This is a genomic window from Cypionkella sp. (assembly GCF_030652235.1).
Classification (GTDB): Bacteria; Pseudomonadota; Alphaproteobacteria; order Rhodobacterales; family Rhodobacteraceae; genus Cypionkella.
Map to the genome: position 1 here is coordinate 25,202 of NZ_JAUSBA010000074.1, position 23,303 is coordinate 48,504.

The window sequence follows — 23,303 nt, forward strand, 5'->3', positions numbered from 1 at the left end:
GAAGGTTTTCCGCGCAAGGAAACGCACACCCTTCCCTGCGCCTGCGCCAGCCTGTATCATAACGCGTGAATGGGTCTGAAAACGGCCAAAGGCAGAGGCAAAGCCACCAAAAGGTGGGAAAGCGCGAGCAACAATACGCGCAGGGGAGCAGGGCATGACAAGTTTGGCAATGCGACGTTTGATGATTGCGGTGGCGATGGCTGCGATTTTGACTGGGTGCCAAGAGGGCAAAGGCCCGCTTGCGGCCAAAGCACCCCCTACCGGGGAGGCTCCGGCTGCGTCGAAATCTGTCAAGCTGGTGGACCGCGATGTGGAAGACCCGTCGATTTTCCAGACCACCGATCAGGCATTGTGGGATGGCCGCCCCTCGTTGGGCGGCGTTTGGGTGGCCTCGCCTGATGCTAAAGACCCCGAACGGGTGATCCTGCGCAACACAGCCAATGGCAAATTCGTCATCGGTGCTTTGTTCCGGCGCGAGTTGGACAATCCGGGGCCAAAACTGCAAATCTCGTCAGATGCTGCGGCGGCTTTGGGCTTGCTGGCGGGCGAGCCGGGCAAGGTTTCGGTGACTGCGCTGCGGCGCGAAGAAGCGGCGAAATCCGCACCCGATGCTAATAAGCCTATTTTAGACGCCGCAGAAACCGTGGCCACCGAAACGCTGGACCCAATCCCCGGCGCGGCGGCAGCCATCGATCGCGTGGCCCAGAAAAATGACAAACCAACCGCGCCGCCGATTGCCACAATGCCCGCCACTGGCAAACCTGCGGCTGCGGCCCCTGCCCCGGCAGCGCCGAAAGCCCCGGTCGCCAGCGGCAAAGGTGGGTTGATCCAGATCGGCATTTTCTCGGTGGAGGCCAATGCCAAGCGCGCCACCGCGCAGTTGAACGCCGCAGGGATCGTGGCGGATATTCGCACCGAGACCGCGCAAGGCAAAAGCTTTTGGTCGGTGACGGCGCGCGGCGACAAGGGCCTGATGGCCAAAATCAAGCAGGCGGGTTTCAAGGACGCCTATTTCCTGAAAGGCTAAGTCAATGATCTTTCGTTTCTTTTCCGCAGCTGCCCTGTTTTTGATCGCCTGCCTTCCGGCGCAAGCGTTTGAAACCCGCGCGACGGCGGCGTGGGTTTACGATGTCACCACCCATACCGTGCTGATGGACAAGAACGGTGAAGCCTCGTTGCCGCCCGCGTCGATGTCCAAGCTGATGACCGTGAACATGCTGTTTGAGGCACTGAAAGATGGCCGTGTCGCGATGGACACCACCTTTGGCGTTTCGGCCCATGCGATGAGCTTTACCGAAGCGGGCGGCTCGACGATGTATCTGCAGCAGGGCGACCGCCCGACGGTGGAGGATCTGATCCACGGCATTATCATCAACTCGGGAAATGATGCCTGCGTGGTGGTCGCCGAAGGGCTTGCGGGCACCGAGGGCGCATTTTCCGCGCAGATGACCGAACGCGCTAAGGCCTTGGGGCTGACAGAGTCGAAATTTGCCAATGCAAGCGGCTGGCCCGACCCCGGCCAGCGGATGAGCATGAAGGATCTGGGGCTGATTTCCGTGCGTCTGATCGAGGAGTTCCCTGAACTTTACAAGGTGTTCGCCCAGACCGAGTTCAACTATAAAAACCGCGCGCCTGCCAATGCACACAATCGCAACCCTTTGCTGGCGCTGAACATTGGCGCCGATGGGCTGAAGACCGGGCATACGCAAGAGGCTGGTTTTGGCATGGTCGGATCGGTCAAGCAGGGCGAGCGGCGGATTGTGTTTGCGATCTCGGGCATGACCTCGGACACCGAACGCGCCGAGGAAGCCGAGCGGATTGCGACTTGGGCGTTTCGGCAGTTTGCGCTGAAAACCGTTGTGAAGGCGGGCGCACAGGTGGCGCAAGCGGCGGTGTTCATGGGCGAGGCTGACACGGTGGGACTGGTGCCTGCCGAGGATGTCAAGCTGCTGATGCCGGCGCTGGCGCAGGATGGGTTGCAGGCGCAGGTGATTTATAACGGGCCGCTGGAAGCGCCGATTGTCAAGGGGGCCGAGGTGGCGCAACTGGTGATCACCGTACCGGGTCTGCCGGAGCATCGCGTTGGTTTGCTGGCAGTGACGGATGTGGCGCAGGGTGGTTTCCTCAAGCGGTTGACCACCGCTGCCCTAAGGCTGCGGGCTGAATATATCGGCACGCCCGCTAGCTGAATGTCAGGCATTTTCATTTCGTTTGAAGGTATTGACGGCTCGGGTAAGTCTACCCAAGCGCGGTTGTTGGCCGAGGCTTTGCGCGCGCGCGGACTGGTGATGTGTCTGACGCGCGAGCCCGGCGGCAGTGCGGGAGCCGAGGAAATCAGGCGTCTGGTGCTGGAGGGCGCGGCGGATCGCTGGTCTACAGAAACCGAATTGCTGCTGTTCACCGCTGCACGGCGTGACCATCTTGAAAAGACCATTCGCCCGGCTTTGGCGCGTGGTGAAGTGGTGATCTCGGATCGGTTTGCCGATAGTTCGCGGATTTATCAGGGGTTAACGCGCGGCGATCTAAGCGAGACCGTGGACCGTTTGCACGCGCTGATGATCGGGGTTGAACCAGACCTCACCGTGCTGATCGACATCGACGCGGGTGAGGGTTTGGCGCGGGCGGTGGCCCGCGCAGGCAAAGAAATGCGTTTCGAAGGCATGGGATTAATCGTGCAACAAAAAGCCCGCGATGGCTTTTTGGCACTCGCCAAATCCCATCCTGCCCGCTTCCGCGTCATCGACGGCGCGCGCGCGCCCGAAGCCGTCGCCTCCGACGTTCTCGCCACCGTTCTGGCGCAGCTATGAGTGACGATCTGCCAGAACCCGATCGGATTGAGGGCGCACCGCATCCGCGCCATACCCCCCGGTTGATTGGGCAGGCACAGGCGGAAGCGACGTTTCTGCAGGCGTTTAACGGCACAAGGCTGCACCACGGCTGGCTGATCACTGGGCCGCGCGGAGTTGGTAAGGCAACTTTGGCGTGGCGGATAGCGCGGTTTTTGCTGGCAACGCCCGATGAGGATGTTGGGATGTTTGCAGCCCCACCGCCATACAATTTGGACATTCCCGAAAGCCATCCGGTGTCGCATCGCATGGCGGCGCTGACGGAGTCACGGATGTTTTTGCTGCGACGCGCGCCGAATGAAAAGCGCGATAAGTTGCAGACCGTGATCTCGGTCGATGAAGTGCGCAAGATGAAGTCGTTCTTCGCGCTTTCTGCGGCGGATGGCGGGCGGCGGGTGGCGATCATTGATTCTATTGACGAAATGAACGTCTCGGCGGCCAATGCGTTGCTGAAGCTGCTGGAAGAACCGCCAGCGCGGGTGACGATCCTGATGATCTCGCACCAGCCTGCCAAGCTTTTGCCGACCATCCGCTCACGTTGTCGCGAATTGCGGCTGGGGCCGTTGTCGGCGGAAGATCTGTCGGATGCGTTGACGCAGGCGGGCGGCGAGGTGGAGCCTGCGGACCGGGTGGCTTTGGCGGAACTGGCGGGCGGCTCGGTGGGTGAAGCGTTTCGGATGACCAATCTTGACGGGCTGAAGCTGTATGAAACCCTGATCCGGCTGTTCGCCACCCTGCCCCGGCTGGACCGCCCCCGCGCGCAGAGTCTTGCCGAGGCGGGGGCTGGTAAGGGCGCGGAAGCGCAGTTCGAGTTGATCGTGACACTGCTCGATTTGTTTCTCGCACGTCTGGCCCGGGCGGGCACGTTGCAGCTTTTGCCGCCCGAGGCGGCGCGTGGCGAAGGCGAGCTGATTGCGCGGCTGTCGCCCTCGGCCGAACATGCCCGCATTTGGGCCGATGTGGCGCAACATTTGGGCCTGCGCGCGCGTCGCGGCAAGGCGGTGAACCTTGACCCTGCCGCGCTTCTGATGGATATGGTTCTGCATATCAATGAGACGGCGGCAGAGCTCGCCTAGAGGTGCAGCATGGCTTTTGAGATTGTTGACAGCCATTGCCATCTCGATTTTCCCGATTTTCAGGATGAGTTGCCGCAGATCATCGCGCGCGCGCATGAGGCTGGGGTCAGCCGGATGGTGACGATCTGCACGAAGCTGCACAATTTGCTGAATGTGCGGGCGATTGTCGCGGCCTATCCGTCGGTGTTTTACGCGGCCGGCGTGCATCCGATGAGTGCCGCCGAGCATCCCCCTGTTTCAGTGAGTGATCTGGTAGCGCTGGCTGACGATCCGAAGTTTGTCGGCATTGGCGAGACAGGGTTAGACTATCACTACACCGCCGAGACGGCAGAGATTCAGCAAAAATCCCTGCGCATCCATATTGAGGCAGCACAAGAAACCGGCCTGCCTTTGATCATCCACTCGCGTGCGGCGGACGACGATATGGCGCGAATTTTGGCCGAGGGCATGGCGCGCAAACCCTATGTTTGCGTGATGCACTGCTTTTCCTCGGGCGAGGCTTTGGGGAAAGCGGCGCTGGAGATGGGGTTTTATCTGTCGATGTCGGGGGTAGCGACTTTCCCCAAATCGCAGGAATTGCGCGATATTTTTGCTCGCGCGCCGCTCGATCGAATTTTGTTGGAGACCGACAGCCCTTATCTGGCTCCGCCGCCCTATCGTGGGCGGCGCAATGAACCTGCCTATACCGCTTTCACCGCACGGGTCGGCGCGGGCGTGTTTGGCGTCACCGAGGCAGAGTTTGCCGCCGCCACCACAGCCAACTTTGACCGCCTGTTCACCCGCGCCGCCCACAAAGCGCAGGCGGCATAATGGCGACGCTGCGGTTTACCATTCTGGGCTGCGGCTCGTCGGGCGGCGTGCCTCGGCTTGGGGGCGATTGGGGTGATTGTGATCCGTTGAACCGCAAGAACCGCCGCCGTCGCTGCTCGGTGTTGGTGGAGCGGCTGACGGGCGATGCGATCACCCGGGTGCTGATCGACACCTCGCCCGACATGCGCGAGCAACTGCTGGATGCCGGAATTGGCACGCTGGATGGCGTGGTGTTCACCCATTCGCATGCCGATCACACCCATGGCATTGACGATTTGCGCCAGATCGTGTTCAACATGCGGCAGCGGCTGGCGGTCTGGGCCGATCATCCGACGCAAGAGGCGCTGTTGACGCGGTTTGCCTATGCGTTCGTGCAACCCGAAGACTCGCCCTACCCGCCCATCCTTGATCTGCACACTATCGCACATGGCGTCTTTGAGGTGCCGGGGCCAGCGGGGCCGATCAGTTTCACGCCGATGGTAGTCGATCATGGCTCGATGCAGGCTTTGGGGTTTCGGATTGGGGGCATTGCCTATATCCCCGATGTGGTGACCATTCCCGAGGCGGCTTGGCCGCAGCTTCAAGGGCTTGAGTGTTGGATCATCGACGCGTTGCGCCGTAAACCGCATCCGACCCATGCGCATCTGGCGCTGACATTGGAGTGGATCAATCGCGCACGCCCGGCCCTGTCGGTGATCACCAATATGCATCTGGATATGGATTACGACACGCTGGTGGCGGAACTGCCGCAGGGGGTGACCCCGGCGTTTGACGGCATGGTGCTGACGTTTGAAAATGTCGTATGAGCGCGTTGCTCGACGTTATTCTGCCGGTCTTCCTGCTGATTGGCTTTGGCTATGCCGCGGCTAGGGCCAAGCTGTTCAGCGAAAGTGCTGTTGATGGCGTAATGCGCTATGCACAAAGCTTCGCGCTGCCGGTGCTGTTGTTCAAGAATGTGGCGACGCTGGATTTGGCAACCGCCTTTGCGCCAGGGCTGCTGATCTCGTTCTACACTGGGGCGGCAGTTTGCTATGCGTTCGGCTTTTGTGTGGCGCGATTTGGCTTTGGCCGCCCCTTGACCGATGCGGTGGCGATCGGGTTCGCCTGCACGTTTTCCAACTCGCTGCTGCTGGGCGTGCCGATCACCGAGCGGGCCTATGGCACGGCGGGCTTGGCGGGGAATTTCGCGATCATCTCGATCCACGCGCCGCTGATTTACACTTTTGGCATCGTGTTCATGGAATGGGCACGCTCGCGTGAGGTGGGGGGCCGCAGCCACCGCGATCTGGTGCAGCAGGTGCTGCGCGGGGTGTTCACGCAGCCGCTGGTGGTGGGGCTGATGATCGGTTTCGCGGTGAACCTGAGCGGGGTGCCGCAGCCGGGCTTCGTCATGGCGGCAGTGGATATGATGGCGAAATCAGGCCTGCCAGCAGCGCTGTTTGGCTTGGGCGGCGTGCTGCTGCGCTATCATCCTGAGGGCGATAAGGGGTTGATTGCGACGGTGTGCTTTGCCTCGCTGCTGCTGCATCCAAGCATTGCCTATAGCTTGGGACGCTTTGGCTTTGGTTTGGATGTCAACGGCTTGCGGTCGGTTACGGTGACTGCGGCTATGGCACCGGGAGTCAATGCCTACATGTTTGCCAGTATGTATGGCGTGGGCAAACGGATCAGTGCCACGGCGGTGCTGGTGGCAACGGGGCTGTCGATTTTCACCTCTTGGGGCTGGCTGCATATTTTGCCGTAACGCCGAATTCCGATACGGAATTCGGTTTATTTCACGCCGCGCGCGTGAAAGATGAAGCCGAGGAAGTTCAGCAGGATCTGTGCGGCAAGGATGCTGGTGGATTGTGTTGGGTCATAATCGGGGGCGACCTCGACCAGATCCATACCGACCACTTCGTGGTTTTTGGCAATCGCCTGCAGCATTTCCAGCACTTCGTAATAGAGAAACCCGCCGTGGCTGGGCGTGCCTGTTCCCGGCGCGATCGAGGGGCAAAAGCCGTCGATATCCAGCGTCACATACACCCGCGCGCCTTTCGGGATGCGGGCGACCACAGCTTCGGCCCCCAAAGCGCGGGCTTGGCGGACCGAGAGGATATCGGTGCCCATCGCGCGCGCGGCCTCGTAGCCTTCACGCGAGGTGGAGGACACGTTGCGGATGCCGACTTGGGTGAGGCCGGTGACATAGGGCTTTTCCGCCGCGCGCCGCATTGGCGAGCCGTGGCCGACCTTGACACCATGGCGTTCATCGACAAAATCCAGATGCGCGTCGATCTGGAAGATGTGGATATCGCCGTGGCCCTCAAACGCCTGAATACACGGGATATTCACTGAATGATCGCCCCCGATCACCACCGGAAGCGCGCCTGCCGCCAGCATCGCCTGCACGCCCGTACGGATATTGTCATGGCTGCGCGTGGTGTCAGTGTGGATGATATCGGCGTCGCCAATATCCACGATGCGGACGGCGGCGGGCAGATAGGTGCGGTCGTCTTCGTGGTCATAGGCTCCGGCATGGCCAAAGCTGAACAGCGTGGATGCCTCACGCACCGAGCGCGGGCCAAAGCGCGCGCCTGCCCGGAACTGGGTGCCAAAATCGAACGGCGCGCCCATCACGGCCACGTCGGCGTCGATCTTCGACCAATCCTCGACATAGGGCCGCTTGCCGAAGGTCGAAATTCCGACGAACGGCAGGTTTAGCCGCCCGGAGTCATAGGTATTGGCCATGATGGCTCCTACTGGGGGGTGACGCCGCGCAGGCGTTCCGAGCGACGGCGCAGGAGTTCGACGGTGGCGAGCATGGCAATAGAGACGATCACGAGGATGGTGGCCACGGCGAGGATCGCCGGGCTGATTGCCTCACGGATGCCGTTCCACATCTGGCGCGGGATGGTTTGCTGCTCGGGTCCGGCGATGAACAGCACGGCTACGACTTCGTCGAAGGAGGTCACGAAGGCGAACAGCGCGCCAGAGATCACGCCGGGCAGGATCAACGGCATGATCACCTTGAAGAAGGTGGTGCGCGGGTTGGCGCCAAGGCTGGCACTGGCGCGGATCAGCGACTGATCAAACCCTGACAAGGTGGCGGTGACAGTTATAATCACGAAGGGAATGCCGAGGGTGGCATGGGCCAGAATGATGCCAAGATGTGAGTTGGCGAGGCAGCCTTTGACCGACAGAAACGGCGACAGCAGCCAGCCCAGCCAGTTATCCGGCGAGATACAGGCGCTGGAATAGAAGAAGAACAATCCAGTGCCGATGATGATGATCGGCACGATCATTGGCGAGATCAGCAGCGCCATGATCAGGCGGCGATACGGCATCTCGGGGCGCGACAGGCCAAGGGCGGCGGTGGTGCCCAAAACGGTCGCCAAAATCGTCGCCCACATGCCGATCCACAGCGAGTTTTTCGCGGCTTTCACCCAAGTCGCCTGCTCCCACACCATGCCCCACCATGTGCTGTCTCGCACGGCGTCATCGGAGGCGTTGACGCCCAAGGTCAGCAGCGTGTCGTACCAGCGCAAGGAGTAACCCGACGGGTCCAGCGCCAACATCTTATGGGTGAACGAGAAGTACGGCTCGACGTTGAACGACAGCGGGATCACGATCAGGATCGGGGCGACCAGAAACAGGAAAATCAGCGCGCACAGGGTGCGGAAGGTGTAGTACCAGATGCGCTCTAGCGGCGAGGCATAGACGGGAAGGGCCATGGTTCTCTCCTCAGCCGAGTTTCAAGCGGTCGATGCCGATCAGGCGATCATAAAGCCAATAGAGCAGCAGCACGGCGGCCAGCAGAATTGCGGCCAGCGCGGCGGCCATCGACCAGTTGGCTTTGTTCATGTGGAAGCTGATCAGGTTCGAGATCAGCTGCCCATCGGCGCCACCGACCAAAGCCGGGGTGATGTAGTAGCCAACCGCCAGAATGAACACCAACAGCGAGCCTGCGGCGATGCCCGGCAAGGTTTGCGGCAGATAGATGCGGCGGAAGGTGGTCCAGCTGGTCGCCCCCAAAGATCGGGCGGCGCGGGCATAGCTGGGCGGGATCACCCGCATCACCGAATACAAAGGCAGCACCATGAACGGCAGTAGGATATGCGTCATCACGATGATGGTGCCGGTCTGATTATAGATCATCCTGACGCGACCATCTTCACTGAACACACCGATCCAGACCATTAAGTCATTGATAATGCCTTGCTCTTGCAGAATGGCGATCCAAGAGCTGGTGCGCACCAGCAGCGAGGTCCAGAACGGCAGCAGCACCAAAATCATCAGCAGGTTCGACTTTGCCATCGGCAAAACCGCCAGCAGATGTGCGATTGGAAAGGCCAGCAGCAGGCAGGCGACGGTGATCACGATCGACAGAACGAAGGTTTTCACGAACAGATAGACATAGATGCGTTGGTTGTCTTCGACCCGCACCAGATTGCCCGCAGCGTCGCGCTTCAAATCCGCAGAAACCATATAGAAATCCGAGGTATAGGCCGAGGATGCGTTGCGCATCGCCACCCAGACCAGCGGATCGCCCCACATTTTGTTGCTGGCGATCAACGCGTCTTTATAGGGCGGTTGCAGCTTTTCAGCCTCACGCGCGGCGGATTTGAACACCGAGATGGTGCCGGGAACCGTGTAGTTGATCCGAGTGCCCGCGGCGCCAGCGGTTTTGTCTTTTTGCATCTGCTGCAGGTCTGTGACCAAAGCAGCATAGGCGTCTTCGGGAATATCTGCGGTTGCGGGATGGTCGTTGAACCATGCCACCAGCGTGGGCGCGTTTGAGGAAAAACCGTCGTGATTGACAGAACGTTCCAGCATTTTTAGGATCGGCACGATGAAGGTCAGCACCACGAAGGCAAGCAAGGGCAGCACCAGAAAGAAGGCGCGCCATTTGGCTTTGCGCTGCGCTTGGGCCAGCGCCGCTTTCAGCGGGCGACCGTCTGCGGTGCGCAACATGTCGGGGGCAGCGGTCAGATCAACCATGTGTCATCCTTACGGTCGTGCAACCAACAGGTGCCCAGACCGAACGCAAAGTGGGAAATCGTAGAAAAACCGAGCGCGGCTTCAAACCGCGCCCGGAATTCAGATCAGTTTGCCGCAAGCCATGCGTTGAAGCGGTCGTTCAGTTCTGCGTCATGGTCGACCCAGAATTCAAACGACGAACCCAGCGCATTCGCCATATTTTCAGGCGCGGTCGGGACGTTCGGGCCCATCAGGGTCTTGCCGTCTTTGTACATGATCGGGGTGGCGTTGGCAGATTTGCGCGCCGGACCGTAAGAAATCTGGGTTGCTTGCGCCTGCATACCTTCGGTCGAGGTGGCGTATGCGATGAACTGCAGGGCCTCGTCCTTGTTCGGTGCGCCCTTCGGGATCACATACATTTCGTTTTCAAAGGTTTGCGCATCCCAAACGATTTGAAACGGCTTGCCTTCACCTATGGCGGCGTTGAAAATCCGGCCGTTGTAGGCCGAGGTCATCGCGACTTCGCCATCTGCCAAAAGTTGCGGCGGCTGCGCGCCAGCTTCCCACCACACCACGTCTTTTTTGATGGTGTCGAGTTTGGCAAACGCTTTATCAACGCCTTCCGGGGTCGCCAAGGCTGCATAAACGTCTGCAGGTGCTACGCCATCCGCCATCAAAGCGAATTCAAGAACGGCTTTTGCGCCCTTGTGCAGGCCACGCTTGCCGGGGAACTTCGTCAGGTCGAAGAAGTCAGCGGCGGTTTTCGGGCCTTCGGGGAACTTGGTGGTGTCATAGGCGAAAACGGTTGCCCAGATGTCGGTCGACACGCCGCAATCGGTGATAGCGCCCGGCAGGAAGTCGTCAACGGCGGCAACGCCGTCAGCGCCAGCAGGCAGGCTTGCCGGATCAATCGGCTCTAGCAAGCCTTCGTCACACAGACGGATTGCATCGGCATATTCCACCGAAGCCACGTCAATGGTGACGTTGCCAGCCTCGACCATGGCTTTGATCGGGGTGGCGGGGTTATCGCTGTCGGTCATCGTGGTTTTGATGCCGGTCTTTTCAGCGAACGGCTTTACATGTGCTTCGGTTTGCGCCGCACCGTAAGCCCCGCCCCAAGACATCACAGTCACATCGGCTTGCGCGGCAAATGCAATGGTGGTCAGGGCGGTGGACAGAACGAGAAGTTTTTTCATTGACGACTCCCAGGTTGGATAAGGACGTTTGTTAAGAGGCCGCGTCCCTGCGGCCGCCCCCTTTGCGGGGGATCACATTGGATCAAGCGCGCGGGCGTCTTGTGGCGCCCAACCGATCTTGATCTTCTCGCCAGGCGCCAGCATACGCTGGCCCAAGGTATTGCGCGATTTGATCACGAATTCATCCGATCCGGCAACACGCAAACGCGTGCGGAACATGTCGCCCATATAGATAAATTCCATCACTTCGGCGTCGATGGTATGCGCGCCTGCCGGCATCGCCTCGGGCTTATATTCGACCCGCTCTGGGCGGATCGACACGAGGGTCTTCGCGCCTTTGGTCGAGACGTTGACCGGCGTTGCATCAATCACTTCGCCGGTTTCCAGACGCACGGTACATTTGCCGTCACCGATAGATTCGATGGTGCCGGGCAGCTTGTTATTCTCACCGATAAACTGCGCCACAAAGCTGTTGTCGGGGCGTTCGTAAAGATCGGACGGGGTGGCAAGCTGTTGGATGCGGCCATCGTTGAACACGGCGACACGGTCTGACATCGTCAAAGCCTCACCCTGATCATGGGTGACATAGACCACAGTGATGCCAAGGCTTTCGTGCAAGTGCTTAATTTCAAACTGCATATGCTCGCGCAGCTGCTTGTCCAAAGCGCCCAAGGGTTCGTCCATCAGCACCAAGGAGGGATCAAACACCAAGGCCCGCGCCAAGGCGATGCGCTGCTGCTGGCCGCCCGAAAGCTGCGCAGGGCGGCGGTTGATGAAGCTGTACATTTGCACCATGTCGAGGGCGCGTTTGACCTTGGCCTCACGGTCAGATTTGCCCATGCCGCGCACTTCCAGGGGGAAGGACAGGTTTTCCCCCACCGTCATATGCGGGAACAAAGCGTAGTTCTGGAACACCATGCCGATGCCACGTTTGTGCGGCGGCACTTCGTTGATATTGGTGCCGTCCAGCATGATCCGGCCATGCGTCGCGGTTTCAAACCCCGCCAGCATCATCAAGCAAGTGGTCTTGCCCGAGCCTGATGGCCCCAACATCGTCAGAAACTCACCTTTGCCAATCGCAAGGTTCAGGTCTTTGACGACCAATGACACGCCGTCATAGCTTTTCTGAACGTGCTCAAAAGCGACGAAAGCGTCGTTCGGGCTGGTTGCAACCACGCCAATCTCCCCATGTGTCCGGCAGTTTTCCTGCGCTTGTCCTATACGCTTACGGCAATGGCCCACTGGATGGCAATTCCCGATTACGCAGTGGGAAGGTTGCACGGTCAAACTGGTTCAATCGGGCATTTTGCGCCCTGTTTGCCACTTAGAACGGCAGTTGATGAACCATCTGGCAGTCGGATCGGCTGCAAGACGGTGAAGGAAGCCGGGTGAAGGTAAGGCATTAGCCGAAGGGCTTAGCGCTAACTGATTCCCAAGTTCGCCCATGGGACCTGGCTTTAACGCCAAATGCTCAGATGTTGGGCGTGCGCAGTACCGCGCGGCGGCCCCTAAAGTGGCACATAGACCCCATGCTGCGGCGACAAACAGCAAATCGCGGTGATCGCCGAAGTCGCTAGAGGCAAGTCGGATCGGCTGATTCTGCGGTTGGGCAGCCAGAACCTTAGAGTTCCGTTAGATCTGCCAGAGCACTGGCAACGCGTGGACAAAGGCGGTCGTCACCACATCGCCGCCCGTTATATTTGCGACACCCCGTGCGCCCTTTGGCGTCGTGTAGTCCAAGTGCCCGCAGCAAAACACTGCACCACCATCGCGTGCAGCATGCCGTGTTGAGCCACTTGAGCAGGACTGATACCGCGCCTTCGCCACCCGGAAAGCTTAACAGCGCTTGACCGTGGCCAGTGCCACTGACGCTGATGCCCCAAGGCTGGACTGGGCTGCGACCGACGTTGTGCCGATCCGACATATCGCGTTGATCTGCGGTGTGGCGGCCGCCCAATGACATATTGAAATCGCAAACAAGCTCGTAGCCGCCGCTTGTTTTAAAGAGAAAATAATCAAGGCCTTTGCCACCAGTTAAGGTGCCATCGCCTGAACCGAAGTTTACCCCATGTGCGAAGCGCCGAGGATGTTCGGCGTGAAAGACGATACTCTGCGCTGCGTAATGTCGGGGCTGTTGTAGCGGCTGAAACGCTATGTTGAACATTGGCCGCAATGAAATCAACAACTTAACTTGCCGGATTGGTGCGGATGAAAAGACTCGAACTTTCACTCCGATTAAAGAACAGCGACCTCAACGCTGCGCGTCTACCAATTCCGCCACATCCGCATTTGATCCGGCAAGATGGCGGTTATGTAGCCGCACAATTGCGCGATGAAAAGGGGGATTCTGCACGGCTTGATCCAGACGGGCCAGCGCGGTTGCATTTTGGCTCTGCCCGCGCCATCTGTATCGCAAACGACAAGGAGCGCGCCGATGAATCCCGTGCAATGGCAGCATCTTCCGGGGCTTGCGCCATATTTAGAGACCTTGGCTGCGATGGAAGCACAGGCCGCAGAGATTGCCGCAGGGGATGCCCCTGAGGCGGTCTGGCTGCTGGAACATCCGCCGCTTTATACAGCGGGCACCTCGGCCAAGCCTGCCGATCTGACCGACCCGGACCGCTTTCCGGTGTTTCAGGCCGGGCGTGGTGGGCAATATACCTATCACGGCCCCGGTCAGCGCGTCGCCTACACCATGCTGGATCTGAACCAGCGTGGCCGCGATGTGCGCAAATTCGTCTGCGCGCTGGAAGGTTGGGTGATCGCGACACTGGCCGAGTTCAACGTCAAGGGCGAGCGGCGCGCGGGCCGGGTTGGGGTCTGGGTGGTGCGACCCGATCAGCCCGCCCACCTTGACGGCAGCCCTCGCGAGGATAAAATCGCGGCCATCGGCGTAAAACTGCGGCGGTGGGTGTCGTTTCATGGCATCTCAATCAATGTCGAACCAGATCTGTCGCATTTCTCCGGCATCGTACCCTGTGGCATCCGCGAACATGGCGTGACCAGCTTGGTGGATCTTGGTCTGCCCCTCACCATGGCCGATCTCGATGCGGCCCTGCTGAAGACGTTTCCACGATTCTTCTCCTAGGCTGCACGGATTATAACCTTCACAGAATTGCGATACCCGTCCAAAATAGTCAATTATTCCCAGCGCGTCTTTCAAGGAAACCCTGTCGCATCCCCGCGCGGGAACAGGAAAAATTGACGCAGATCAAACTCTGACATTGCCCTGCCCCGGCCTGCGATCTAGATACATCTTGTAATCCGGTGTGGGCTTCTCACGCGCGGGCAAGAACACATTGACAACGGGAGACGCCAATGGCCGACGCAGCCATCCATGGCCACGACCATGAGCAACGCAGCTTTTTCACGCGCTGGTTCATGTCGACGAACCATAAGGATATCGGGATCCTCTATCTGTTCACCTCGGGCCTTGTTGGCCTGATTTCGGTGATCTTCACGGTCTATATGCGGCTAGAACTGATGGAGCCGGGTGTGCAGTACATGTGCATGGAGGGGATGCGCTTTGTTGCGGATGCCGCCCGTGAATGTACGCCAAACGGCCATGTCTGGAACGCCACCGTCACCGCGCACGGCATCTTGATGATGTTCTTTGTGGTGATCCCGGCGCTGTTTGGCGGCTTTGGCAACTACTTCATGCCGCTGCAAATCGGTGCGCCAGACATGGCGTTCCCGCGGATGAACAACCTGTCTTACTGGATGTATGTGGCGGGCACTTCGCTGGCCGTGGCGTCATTGTTCGCACCGGGCGGCGAAGATCAGTTGGGCGCTGGCGTTGGCTGGGTGCTTTATCCGCCGCTCTCAACGCGGGAAAGCGGCTATTCGATGGACCTTGCGATTTTCGCTGTCCACTTGTCGGGTGCCTCGTCGATCTTGGGCGCGATCAACATGATCACTACCTTCCTGAACATGCGCACGCCGGGGATGACCCTGCACAAAGTGCCGTTGTTTGGCTGGTCGATCTTCGTGACCGCATGGCTGATCCTGTTGGCGCTGCCGGTTCTGGCGGGTGCGATCACCATGTTGCTAACCGACCGCAACTTTGGCACCACCTTCTTTGATCCAGCGGGTGGCGGCGATCCGATCCTCTATCAGCACATCCTGTGGTTCTTTGGCCACCCGGAAGTCTATATCATCGTGATCCCAGCCTTCGGCATCGTCAGTCAGGTTATCTCGACCTTCTCGCGCAAACCGATCTTTGGCTATCTGCCGATGGTTTACGCCATGGTTGCGATTGGCGTGCTGGGTTTCGTGGTTTGGGCGCACCACATGTATACCGTGGGTATGTCGCTGAACCAGCAAAGCTACTTCATGCTGGCGACGATGGTGATCGCGGTGCCGACGGGCATCAAGATCTTCTCATGGATCGCCACGATGTGGGGCGGCTCGATCGAGCTGAAAACCCCGATGCTCTGGGCATTTGGATTCTTGTTTCTGTTCACCGTTGGCGGTGTGACCGGCATCGTTCTGTCACAGGCCCCGGTCGACCGTGCCTATCACGACACCTACTATGTCATCGCGCACTTCCATTATGTGATGTCTTTGGGTGCCGTGTTCGGCATCTTCGCCGGTATTTACTTCTGGTTCGGCAAGATGTCGGGGCGTGAATATCCAGAATGGGCAGGCAAGCTGCACTTTGCGATGATGTTCATCGGCTCAAACGTCACCTTCTTCCCGCAGCACTTCCTAGGACGCCAAGGCATGCCGCGCCGCTACATCGATTATCCCGAGGCTTACGCCTTCTGGAACTATATCTCGTCGATGGGGGCGTTCCTGTCTTTCGCGTCTTTCGTATTCTTCATCGGCGTGATGGTTTACTCGCTGCTCTGGGGCAAGAAGATCACCCAGAACAACTACTGGAACGAATACGCCGACACTCTGGAATGGACCCTGCCCTGCCCGCCGCCCGAACACACCTTCGAGCAGCTGCCCAAGCAGAGCGATTGGGACCACAACCGCGGCCATTAAGCTTCGGTTAGAAATGAAAAAAGCCCCGCAGCGATGCGGGGCTTTTTTCATAGGTAAACTCAGGTACAGCGATCCGATGACCAAAAAACGATGGCAAATAGCCATGCGGATGCATGGCGCATCGCTTATCTTGTTGTTTTTTGTACGAACTCATTTGGCAGTTGGGCTCGTTGGCCTCCCTATCGCCAAGGCGCTGTTTTGTGTCACCGGATTTGAGGTGATTTCTCTATTGCCATTCAGTCTTGGAATCCTAATTTTTATAGCAAGTACAAATACTGCGTTAGGAGCGCGCTTCATGATCGTCATTTCAAGCAACGCAACGCCGACAAGGGACTCGAAACATTGCTTGTCTGGCCCGAAGTGCAGCAACTTTTTTGCCGTGAAAGGCCTGACGGCCTTCTGTGAGCTGCAATCGTCTTTTGGCTTCGACTTTAAGTTACTCCACATTTTTTCATAGATCGGGCTTTCTACTTAAATGCCCTACGAATGGCTTCCCCCTTCCGGCGATGATACACAACACCTGCATCTGTGGCCCTACCGCTCGCTGCCCCGGCGCGGTATGGTATGGTTTATTGGCGGGACGGCAGCGTTGATCGCCCTGCCTTTGGTGGTGCTGATCGGCTCACCCGTGTTGTGGGGCTTGCTGCCCTTCCTGATCGCCACCATCGCAGGCATCTGGTGGGCTCTCAATCGCAGCTACAAAGACGGTGAGATCCTCGAATACCTTACCCTTACTGCTACCCAGATCAGCCTCTCCCGCCACGGCCCGCGCGGGAAACGTCAAGATTGGCAAGCCAACCCGCATTGGGTCCGTGTCACTTTGCACAAAACCAAAGGTCCGGTCCCGGATTATCTGACCCTGACAGGCAATGGGCGCGAGGTGGAAGTTGGGGCGTTTCTGCCACCCGAAGACCGCGTGGCGCTGGAAGTCGATCTGCGCAAACGCCTTGCCGCTTTACGCTAAGCGCGCCACACTCAAGGCCACGCACAGAAAGGCCGGGCCATGATCTACCGTTACACCATTCTCTACGTCGCTTCGGTGCCCGAGACGCTGAAGTTTTACCATGCCGCCTTTGGATTCAAGATCGGCTTCCTGCACGAAGGCAGCGATTATGGTGAGTTGATCACTGGTGCCACCAAACTTGCGTTCTCGTCGCACGCGCTTATGGCCAGCATCGGCAAAGACGTGGCCACCGAGCCGCCCGCCACACCGTCTTACGAACTGGCGTTCGAGACCGAGGATGTCAGCGCAGGCCTTGCCCACGCGACCGCTGCCGGGGCTGTGCTGGTCAAGCCGATCACCGAGATGCCTTGGGGCCAAACAATCGCCTATGTCCGCGCGCCCGAAGGCACGCTGATTGAGATTTGCACCCCTGTCGGCTGAGTCTGCCTCAGCCCAGTTGCGCCTTGATCAACGCGCCGACCGCGCCGAAATCCATCATGCCGGTATACTTGGCCTTCAGAACGGCCATCACCCGGCCCATATCCTTGATACTGGTGGCCCCCACCTCTGCCACAGCCGCCGCAATCGCGGCATCCAGATCAGCACCCGTCACTTGTTGCGGCAGGAACTCATTCAGCACTTTGATTTCGTTCAGCTCTTTGGCTTCCAGCTCGGGGCGTCCGCCAGCCGCATAGGCCTTGGCCGATTCTTGGCGTTGCTTCACCATCTTGCCCAGCAGGGTCAGAATGTCGTTCTCGCCGACCTCTGCACCCTCACCACGTGCGGCAATTTCGCGGTCTTTGATGGCTGAAGACACCATGCGCAGCGTCGAAAGCCGCTCGGCTGCTTTCGCCTTCATCGCCTCTTTGACTGCCGCTTGCAGACGCTCACGCAACTCCATCTTCCACACTCCTTAAAACCTTGACAGACCATACACCCCCACCTGACCTGGCGCAACCGCAGGTCAAAACCACAAGCCATTGATCTGGCGGCAGAATCCTTTTACGCCAAACCCTTGACGCTGCCTGCCCCTGCCACTAGTGTCCGCCAGATTTTGCCGACAGGAGCCTGCCCATGTCCACCGCCTCCGAATCTCACCAAGCATCGCGTCCGACCGCCTGTATCGCGCTTTCGGATGGCTCGGTGTTCTATGGCCACGGCTTTGGCGCGGTGGGCGAGACGGTGGCAGAGCTGGTGTTCAACACCGCGATGACCGGCTATCAGGAAATCATGACCGACCCGTCTTATGCCAGTCAGGTTGTCACCTTCACCTTCCCGCATATCGGCAACACTGGCGTGAACGTCGAGGATGACGAGACGGCCACCCCGGTTGCCGCTGGCATGGTGGTGAAGTGGGATCCGACCGAACCGTCAAACTGGCGCTCCACCGCCGATCTGCAAGTATGGCTGGCGCAGAAGGGCCGTATCGGCATCGGCGGCATCGACACCCGCCGCTTGACCCGCGCGATCCGCCAACAGGGCGCGCCGCATGTGACCTTAGCGCATGACCCCGACGGTAAGTTCGACATTGGCGCGCTGGTTGCGAAGGCCCGGGCTTGGAAAGGTCTGGTTGGGCTTGATCTGGCCAAAGACGTGTCTTGCACCCAATCTTACCGCTGGGACGAACAGTTGTGGGCTTGGCCTGCGGGCTATACCAAACGGGAAGGCGCGGGCCTGCGCGTGGTTGCCATCGACTACGGTGCCAAGCGCAACATCCTGCGCTGTCTCGCCTCGGCAGGTTGCGAAGTCACCGTGTTGCCTGCGACTGCAACGGCTGAAGACGTGCTGGCGCTGAACCCCGAAGGGGTGTTCCTGTCCAACGGTCCTGGCGATCCGGCGGCGACGGGCAAATATGCCGTGCCGATGATCCAGGGTGTGTTGGCAAAAGATCTGCCGCTGTTCGGGATCTGCTTGGGCCATCAAATGCTTGCACTTGCTTTGGGCGCTATCACCGTCAAGATGAACCACGGTCATCACGGTGCCAACCATCCGGTGAAAGACCTGACCACGGGCAAGGTTGAGATCACCTCGATGAATCACGGCTTCACGGTGGACAGCCAAACCCTGCCGAAAGGCGTGTCGGAAACCCATGTGTCGTTGTTTGATGGCTCGAACTGCGGCATCGCGGTGGATGGCAAGCCGATCTTTTCGGTGCAATACCATCCCGAGGCCTCACCCGGCCCGCAAGACAGCTATTATTTGTTTGAGCGGTTTGCCGAAGCGATCCGCGCCCGTCGCACGGCTTAAAGTCGCAAGTTTCCCGACGCCGTTAATCAAGCATTAATCCTTCCGGTGCAATCTTTGCGGGTTGTCCGGAGGAATGATGTCCGTCACCCCACTGCGCCAGATCCATCGTTTCCTGCCCGGCATCGCTGCGCCGAACCCAGTGGTTTTGCCCCGGCCAACGGTGCAGAAGCTGGCGGCGAAGTTGATGCAAGACCGGCTGGTGCAGCCGCATGTCATGCTGCAAATGCTCGCCCAGCATAGTCACCGCCGCAGGCATCTGGCCGACATGCTGCTGGCGCGTCGCGCAATGCCGCCCGGGGTGCTGTATGAAGCCATTGCGCAGCTTTGGGGCGTGGGCCACGTCGATTTGATGGCCCTGCCGCCCGACCCGCGCCTGACGGCGCAACTTAACCATGTTACCGCTCTGCGGTCAGGCCTACTACCGTGGCGCAAGGTTGGTCAGGCCACGGTGATCGTCACCGCCTATCCCGATCTTTTCGCCCACCACCGCGCTTGGTTGGAAGACAGTTTTGGCCCTGTGGCTATGGCCGTCGCCCCCATGATGCAGATTGAATCCGCGCTACTGGCGGCGCATGGTGCACGCCTTGCCCATGCCTCGGAAACCCGCGTGCCCGCTTTAGAAAGCTGCCGCGGCTATCACAGCACGACTTTGCAGCGCCCTGCGGCCATGCTTGCCAGCATCATTGCAGTTTTATCGCTATTTCAACCTGCTGCGACACTGGTCGTGGTGTTTGGCATCGCGCTGACTGCTCTGTTTTCTGCCAATATTATGAAGTTGATCGCTCTGATCCTGATGCACCGGCCCGCATCAGAGTCGGGCAACACCACAGTGATCGCGCATCTGCCCGTGGTTTCGGTGATGGTGGCGCTTTACCGCGAAAGCAACATCGCCGCAAAACTGACCGCAAGGCTGGATCGGCTGGAATATCCACGCGAATTGCTGGATATCCTGCTGGTGGTCGAACAAGAAGACCAGATGACCCGCAATGCACTGAGCACTGGCGATCTGCCGGCCTGGATGCGGGTGATCGTGGTGCCAGACGGCAGCGTGAAAACCAAGCCGAGGGCGCTGAACTACGCACTGGATCATTGTCGCGGCTCCATCGTCGGGATTTATGACGCCGAAGATGCGCCCGAACCGGATCAAATCCGCAAAATCGTTGACAGGTTTCACCAACGCGGGCCGGAAGTGGTCTGCCTGCAGGGTCAGCTGGACTACTACAATCCGCGCAGCAACTGGCTGGCGCGCTGTTTCACCATCGAATACGCCTCGTGGTTTCGCATGTTCCTGCCGGGGATTGAGCGGATGGGGCTGGCGATTCCTTTAGGCGGCACCACATTGTTCTTTCGCCGCAACGCCTTAGAAGACCTCGGCGGCTGGGACGCGCAAAATGTGACCGAAGACGCCGATTTGGGCTTGCGCCTGTTCCGCCACGGCTACCGCACCGAATTGATCGACACCACGACGTTTGAAGAGGCCAACTGCCGCTCTTTCCCTTGGATCAAGCAACGCTCGCGCTGGATCAAGGGCTATATGATGACTTGGATCACCCACATGCGCGACCCGCACCTGTTGTGGCAGCAACTCGGGGCCCGTTGCTTCATCGGTTTTCAGGTGCAATTCTTGGGCTCGATCCTGCAAACCCTTCTGGCGCCTTTGCTGTGGTCGCTGTGGCTGATCCCGCTCGGGTTTCAGCACCCACTGCCTGCCGCAATCGGGGCCACCGCTTTTGGGGTGATCTACTTTGCCATGATGGCGACGATCGCACTGACCATCATTTTTGACGTTGCCGGGATGCGTCGCACCAAGCATCGGCTCAACCCGCTTTGGGCGCTAACCTTGACGTTGTATCACCCGTTGGCAACACTTGCCGCCTATAAGGCTTTATGGGAACTGATGACGAAGCCCTTCTATTGGGATAAAACCAGCCATGGTCATTTTGATCTATAACCACATGGTTTTGAAGGATTACCGCGTCTTCAACTCGCCTGAATCGACCCGCAATCGGGTCTCAAATGCTTTTGATATATGCGATTTCAGCGCCAAATAGGCTGCCTCACCATCATGGGCTTCGATGGCACGCACGATCTGATCATGCTCGGCCAAAGCCACTTCATCACGCCCGGCAGCCGCAAAAGTTGTCGTCGCCATCAGCGCCATCGAGCGGTGCACCAAATCCAACTGCTGCACTAGAAAACGATTGTGGCTGGCGAGGTGAATCAGCCGGTGAAACCGCTTGTTGGCCCGGCTGAGCGCACGGGGATCACCGCCCAGCAGCGCGCGATCATCGTCGACCATGCCGCGCAGCACCCGGATTTCCTCATCCGATGCATGACGGGCTGCCAATCGCGCCGCCAGCCCCTCCAACTCGGTGCGCACGACGTACAATTCCGCCAGTTGGTTGTGATCCAATGAGGCCACGATCAAACTGCGGCCGTCCCGCGTCAGCATACCTTGTGTTTCCAGCCGTTGCAGCGCCTCACGCACCGGGGTGCGCGACACCCCCAGCCGCTCGGCCAGTTCCGATTCGACCAACCGATCCCCCGGTTTGTGGATCCCGGCCTCAATCGAGTCGAGAATTAATGTGTAAGCGTCCTTCTGCACGGCGTGAGCTCCTCCTTGTCGGGCGACACTAAACGCCCACGCCGCAGGATCAAGTGATTGCTGCACAGAAAGCTTCAGGCTATTCCTGTTGGATGAAAAAACAGTTTCAACATGTCACGTCTTGGGTCTTCGATCTGGACAACACGCTGTATCCGCCGCAGTTCCGGCTGTTCGATCAGATTGAGCGGCGGATGACGGTTTGGGTGATGAACGCGCTTGGTGTCGGCAAGACCGAAGCGGACCGCTTGCGTCAGCACTATTGGGACAGTTACGGCACGACGCTTGCAGGGTTGATGCGAGAGCATGACATCGACCCCGCGCCATACCTGCAAGATGTGCATGATATTGATTTCACGGTGCTTCCTGCCGATCCAGATCTTGCCGCCCGCATTCGCGCCCTGCCAGGCCGTCGCATCGTTTACACCAATGCCTGCGCGCCCTATGCCCATCGCGTGCTGGAAGCGCGCGGGCTGTCGGGCCTGTTTGACGCAGTTTACGGTGTCGAACACGCGGGTTTTCGCCCCAAACCTGAACGCGCAGCTTTTGAATCGATCTTTATGCAAGACGGCCTTGATCCCGCAACAGCCGTGATGTTTGAAGATGATCCGCGCAACCTGATGGCCCCGCATCAGATGGGAATGAAAACCGTGCATGTCGCGCCCAAAGCCTTGAAAGCGCTACATATTCAACACCACACCAATGATCTGGCAGGTTTTCTCGGCACTCTGGTCTAAGGTGGTCAGTCTCGGACTTTGATGGATTGAGTTTAGCGGGGAGCGTTCATTCGGTTTCATAGCCTGCGGCCTTGAAGAAGTTGTAACATTTCTCGTCCTTGAGGTGGCCGCAGACGTGTCTGACGGCTTGCCACATTTGCTTGTCTGTGCAGGCTGCGGCCTTTCGGATCAGGGCTTTGAGCTTGGAGAATGCCACTTCAATCCGTTGGCCGAAACAGGAACCATGCGCCGATGCCTTTGAGGATTGCGGCGGTCTTCGGGCCATTATGGGTGGCGAGGTTGTCCAGGATCACGACGTCGGCCTTGCCCGACACAGTGCTGCGAGTGCGGCTACGCGATCTTGCCAATGAACGCAGGCGGTTCGGCTATCCATCGGCCGGTAGGCGATTGCGCGCAATCGCCGCAAGGCGGCGGCTGGCCCGGTCGATCACGTCCAGAAGCGCTGCGACTAATGGGATGGTCCGCCCTGCAGCCCAGCGTATGCTCTTGTGGCATCGTCAAATAGAAGGAGAGAAAGCATGCAAACCAAAGCCCTGCCCGAAGCCCTCGCCTATGGGATCGGCATCGGATGAAGTGAGTTACACGTTATTGCCGTTAGCCGCGAGATCGCTATGGTCTGGCATACTAAGCTTGCGTGCGGTGCCTTGCAATGGCGCGCTATGAATTCGGCTGCAAGGTCAGCGCCGACACCTGCTGGATGAGGGCTTCGTGGTCGGCATGCGCAGCTTTCCGGGCAACCCCTACGATGGCCACACCCTGCGGCAAGCCCTGGAACAGGTGGAAATCCTGACCGACCAGCGCCCCGATCTGGCCGTCGTCGACCGCGGCTATCGCGGCCATGCCGAGACCAGGACCCGCGTTCTGATCAGCGGCACAAGGCGCGGCCTGACACCGAAGCTGA

At 59.2% G+C, this 23,303-nt stretch carries 22 protein-coding genes, 1 tRNA gene and 2 pseudogenes; 17 read left to right on the forward strand and 8 right to left on the reverse strand.

Translation table 11 applies throughout. The features are described 5' to 3' along the window. The first annotated feature begins 154 nt into the window (after positions 1–154). The 7 genes from Q7V03_RS23545 to Q7V03_RS23575 are packed head-to-tail and all read left to right on the forward strand — an operon-like array spanning position 155 to position 6,476. Complete coding sequence (locus tag Q7V03_RS23545) at positions 155–1,027, forward strand: SPOR domain-containing protein (RefSeq protein ID WP_304928002.1); 873 nt, start codon at positions 155–157, stop codon at positions 1,025–1,027. A 4-nt stretch (positions 1,028–1,031) separates the two neighbouring features. Further along, complete coding sequence (locus Q7V03_RS23550; protein ID WP_304928003.1) at positions 1,032–2,189, forward strand: D-alanyl-D-alanine carboxypeptidase family protein; 1,158 nt, start codon at positions 1,032–1,034, stop codon at positions 2,187–2,189. Then, positions 2,190–2,807 (forward strand): dTMP kinase, encoded by a 618-nt coding sequence (tmk, locus tag Q7V03_RS23555; RefSeq protein WP_304928004.1) that lies wholly within the window; start codon positions 2,190–2,192, stop codon positions 2,805–2,807. It begins immediately after the preceding gene. Beyond that, on the forward strand, positions 2,804–3,922 hold the full coding sequence (locus tag Q7V03_RS23560; protein ID WP_304928005.1) for a DNA polymerase III subunit delta': 1,119 nt from the start codon (positions 2,804–2,806) through the stop codon (positions 3,920–3,922). Before tmk ends, Q7V03_RS23560 begins: the two co-directional genes overlap by 4 nt. Positions 3,923–3,931: 9 nt before the next feature. Next, positions 3,932–4,732, forward strand: a complete 801-nt coding sequence (locus Q7V03_RS23565) for a TatD family hydrolase (RefSeq protein WP_304928006.1) — start codon at positions 3,932–3,934, stop codon at positions 4,730–4,732. Further along, complete coding sequence (locus Q7V03_RS23570) at positions 4,732–5,538, forward strand: MBL fold metallo-hydrolase (RefSeq protein WP_304928007.1); 807 nt, start codon at positions 4,732–4,734, stop codon at positions 5,536–5,538. Before Q7V03_RS23565 ends, Q7V03_RS23570 begins: the two co-directional genes overlap by 1 nt. Further along, the gene (locus Q7V03_RS23575) at positions 5,535–6,476 is read left to right on the forward strand and encodes an AEC family transporter (protein WP_304928008.1); all 942 of its coding nucleotides are present in this window, start codon (positions 5,535–5,537) and stop codon (positions 6,474–6,476) included. The genes Q7V03_RS23570 and Q7V03_RS23575 overlap by 4 nt, the downstream gene beginning before the upstream one ends. A gap of 26 nt (positions 6,477–6,502) precedes the next feature. Here the strand turns inward: Q7V03_RS23575 and speB are convergent, their stop codons facing one another. From speB to Q7V03_RS23605, 6 genes are all read right to left on the reverse strand, one after another. Beyond that, entirely contained in the window at positions 6,503–7,459 is a 957-nt protein-coding gene (speB, locus tag Q7V03_RS23580; RefSeq protein ID WP_304928009.1) for an agmatinase, read from the reverse strand. An 8-nt stretch (positions 7,460–7,467) separates the two neighbouring features. Next, positions 7,468–8,442: an ABC transporter permease gene (locus Q7V03_RS23585; RefSeq protein ID WP_304928010.1), complete on the reverse strand. Its 975-nt coding sequence runs from the start codon at positions 8,440–8,442 to the stop codon at positions 7,468–7,470. 10 nt (positions 8,443–8,452) lie between these two features. After that, on the reverse strand, positions 8,453–9,709 hold the full coding sequence (locus Q7V03_RS23590; RefSeq protein WP_304928011.1) for an ABC transporter permease: 1,257 nt from the start codon (positions 9,707–9,709) through the stop codon (positions 8,453–8,455). A gap of 104 nt (positions 9,710–9,813) precedes the next feature. Beyond that, positions 9,814–10,884, reverse strand: coding sequence for an ABC transporter substrate-binding protein (locus Q7V03_RS23595; RefSeq protein ID WP_304928012.1), 1,071 nt, complete (start codon positions 10,882–10,884; stop codon positions 9,814–9,816). 72 nt (positions 10,885–10,956) lie between these two features. Then, positions 10,957–12,060 carry an ABC transporter ATP-binding protein gene (locus tag Q7V03_RS23600; RefSeq protein WP_304928013.1) on the reverse strand — a complete coding sequence of 368 codons (1,104 nt, stop codon included), beginning with the start codon at positions 12,058–12,060 and terminating at the stop codon, positions 10,957–10,959. Positions 12,061–13,084: 1,024 nt separating this feature from the next. Beyond that, a tRNA-Leu gene (locus Q7V03_RS23605) sits at positions 13,085–13,171 on the reverse strand. Between the two features lie 99 nt (positions 13,172–13,270). Here Q7V03_RS23605 and lipB point away from each other — a divergent pair. The 5 genes from lipB to Q7V03_RS23630 all read left to right on the forward strand — a co-directional run bounded on the left by lipB (position 13,271) and on the right by Q7V03_RS23630 (position 17,257). Next, positions 13,271–13,972 (forward strand): lipoyl(octanoyl) transferase LipB, encoded by a 702-nt coding sequence (lipB, locus tag Q7V03_RS23610; protein WP_304928023.1) that lies wholly within the window; start codon positions 13,271–13,273, stop codon positions 13,970–13,972. A 230-nt stretch (positions 13,973–14,202) separates the two neighbouring features. Beyond that, positions 14,203–15,873, forward strand: coding sequence for a cytochrome c oxidase subunit I (gene ctaD / locus Q7V03_RS23615; protein ID WP_304928014.1), 1,671 nt, complete (start codon positions 14,203–14,205; stop codon positions 15,871–15,873). A 13-nt stretch (positions 15,874–15,886) separates the two neighbouring features. Further along, positions 15,887–16,330, forward strand: a complete 444-nt coding sequence (locus Q7V03_RS23620) for a hypothetical protein (protein ID WP_304928015.1) — start codon at positions 15,887–15,889, stop codon at positions 16,328–16,330. Positions 16,331–16,348: 18 nt separating this feature from the next. After that, positions 16,349–16,837 carry a DUF2244 domain-containing protein gene (locus Q7V03_RS23625; RefSeq protein ID WP_304928016.1) on the forward strand — a complete coding sequence of 163 codons (489 nt, stop codon included), beginning with the start codon at positions 16,349–16,351 and terminating at the stop codon, positions 16,835–16,837. 39 nt (positions 16,838–16,876) lie between these two features. Further along, the gene (locus Q7V03_RS23630) at positions 16,877–17,257 is read left to right on the forward strand and encodes a VOC family protein (RefSeq protein WP_304928017.1); all 381 of its coding nucleotides are present in this window, start codon (positions 16,877–16,879) and stop codon (positions 17,255–17,257) included. Between the two features lie 7 nt (positions 17,258–17,264). On the opposite strand, the gene Q7V03_RS23635 is transcribed toward Q7V03_RS23630, so the two are convergent. After that, positions 17,265–17,717, reverse strand: a complete 453-nt coding sequence (locus Q7V03_RS23635) for a GatB/YqeY domain-containing protein (RefSeq protein ID WP_304928018.1) — start codon at positions 17,715–17,717, stop codon at positions 17,265–17,267. Positions 17,718–17,890: 173 nt separating this feature from the next. Between Q7V03_RS23635 and carA the strand changes: the two genes are divergently transcribed. Beyond that, entirely contained in the window at positions 17,891–19,063 is a 1,173-nt protein-coding gene (carA, locus tag Q7V03_RS23640) for a glutamine-hydrolyzing carbamoyl-phosphate synthase small subunit (RefSeq protein WP_304928019.1), read from the forward strand. Positions 19,064–19,139: 76 nt separating this feature from the next. After that, positions 19,140–21,014 (forward strand): glycosyltransferase family 2 protein, encoded by a 1,875-nt coding sequence (locus Q7V03_RS23645; RefSeq protein ID WP_304928020.1) that lies wholly within the window; start codon positions 19,140–19,142, stop codon positions 21,012–21,014. Positions 21,015–21,032: 18 nt separating this feature from the next. Here the strand turns inward: Q7V03_RS23645 and Q7V03_RS23650 are convergent, their stop codons facing one another. Next, a complete protein-coding gene (locus Q7V03_RS23650; RefSeq protein WP_304928021.1) occupies positions 21,033–21,668 on the reverse strand; it encodes a GntR family transcriptional regulator in 636 nt (211 codons plus the stop codon). Between the two features lie 92 nt (positions 21,669–21,760). Here Q7V03_RS23650 and Q7V03_RS23655 point away from each other — a divergent pair, with 92 nt between their 5' ends. The 3 genes and pseudogenes from Q7V03_RS23655 to Q7V03_RS23660 all read left to right on the forward strand — a co-directional run. Continuing rightward, a complete protein-coding gene (locus Q7V03_RS23655) occupies positions 21,761–22,402 on the forward strand; it encodes a pyrimidine 5'-nucleotidase (protein WP_304928022.1) in 642 nt (213 codons plus the stop codon). Between the two features lie 285 nt (positions 22,403–22,687). Then, positions 22,688–22,810 (forward strand): annotated as a pseudogene (locus tag Q7V03_RS23985) (IS3 family transposase); the annotation flags it as partial. A 238-nt stretch (positions 22,811–23,048) separates the two neighbouring features. Continuing rightward, positions 23,049–23,303 (forward strand): annotated as a pseudogene (locus Q7V03_RS23660) (transposase); the annotation flags it as partial.

What these genes read in the sequence shown, in the direction of transcription:
- Q7V03_RS23545 (WP_304928002.1), top strand. Translation starts at nt 155, where the DNA reads ATGACAAGTTTGGCAATGCGACGTTTGATGATTGCGGTGGCGATGGCT.
- Q7V03_RS23550 (WP_304928003.1), top strand. Translation starts at nt 1,032, where the DNA reads ATGATCTTTCGTTTCTTTTCCGCAGCTGCCCTGTTTTTGATCGCCTGC.
- tmk (WP_304928004.1), top strand. Translation starts at nt 2,190, where the DNA reads ATGTCAGGCATTTTCATTTCGTTTGAAGGTATTGACGGCTCGGGTAAG.
- Q7V03_RS23560 (WP_304928005.1), top strand. Translation starts at nt 2,804, where the DNA reads ATGAGTGACGATCTGCCAGAACCCGATCGGATTGAGGGCGCACCGCAT.
- Q7V03_RS23565 (WP_304928006.1), top strand. Translation starts at nt 3,932, where the DNA reads ATGGCTTTTGAGATTGTTGACAGCCATTGCCATCTCGATTTTCCCGAT.
- Q7V03_RS23570 (WP_304928007.1), top strand. Translation starts at nt 4,732, where the DNA reads ATGGCGACGCTGCGGTTTACCATTCTGGGCTGCGGCTCGTCGGGCGGC.
- Q7V03_RS23575 (WP_304928008.1), top strand. Translation starts at nt 5,535, where the DNA reads ATGAGCGCGTTGCTCGACGTTATTCTGCCGGTCTTCCTGCTGATTGGC.
- speB (WP_304928009.1), bottom strand. Translation starts at nt 7,459, where the DNA reads ATGGCCAATACCTATGACTCCGGGCGGCTAAACCTGCCGTTCGTCGGA.
- Q7V03_RS23585 (WP_304928010.1), bottom strand. Translation starts at nt 8,442, where the DNA reads ATGGCCCTTCCCGTCTATGCCTCGCCGCTAGAGCGCATCTGGTACTAC.
- Q7V03_RS23590 (WP_304928011.1), bottom strand. Translation starts at nt 9,709, where the DNA reads ATGGTTGATCTGACCGCTGCCCCCGACATGTTGCGCACCGCAGACGGT.
- Q7V03_RS23595 (WP_304928012.1), bottom strand. Translation starts at nt 10,884, where the DNA reads ATGAAAAAACTTCTCGTTCTGTCCACCGCCCTGACCACCATTGCATTT.
- ctaD (WP_304928014.1), top strand. Translation starts at nt 14,203, where the DNA reads ATGGCCGACGCAGCCATCCATGGCCACGACCATGAGCAACGCAGCTTT.
- Q7V03_RS23620 (WP_304928015.1), top strand. Translation starts at nt 15,887, where the DNA reads ATGAAAAAAGCCCCGCAGCGATGCGGGGCTTTTTTCATAGGTAAACTC.
- Q7V03_RS23625 (WP_304928016.1), top strand. Translation starts at nt 16,349, where the DNA reads ATGCCCTACGAATGGCTTCCCCCTTCCGGCGATGATACACAACACCTG.
- Q7V03_RS23630 (WP_304928017.1), top strand. Translation starts at nt 16,877, where the DNA reads ATGATCTACCGTTACACCATTCTCTACGTCGCTTCGGTGCCCGAGACG.
- Q7V03_RS23635 (WP_304928018.1), bottom strand. Translation starts at nt 17,717, where the DNA reads ATGGAGTTGCGTGAGCGTCTGCAAGCGGCAGTCAAAGAGGCGATGAAG.
- carA (WP_304928019.1), top strand. Translation starts at nt 17,891, where the DNA reads ATGTCCACCGCCTCCGAATCTCACCAAGCATCGCGTCCGACCGCCTGT.
- Q7V03_RS23645 (WP_304928020.1), top strand. Translation starts at nt 19,140, where the DNA reads ATGTCCGTCACCCCACTGCGCCAGATCCATCGTTTCCTGCCCGGCATC.
- Q7V03_RS23655 (WP_304928022.1), top strand. Translation starts at nt 21,761, where the DNA reads ATGAAAAAACAGTTTCAACATGTCACGTCTTGGGTCTTCGATCTGGAC.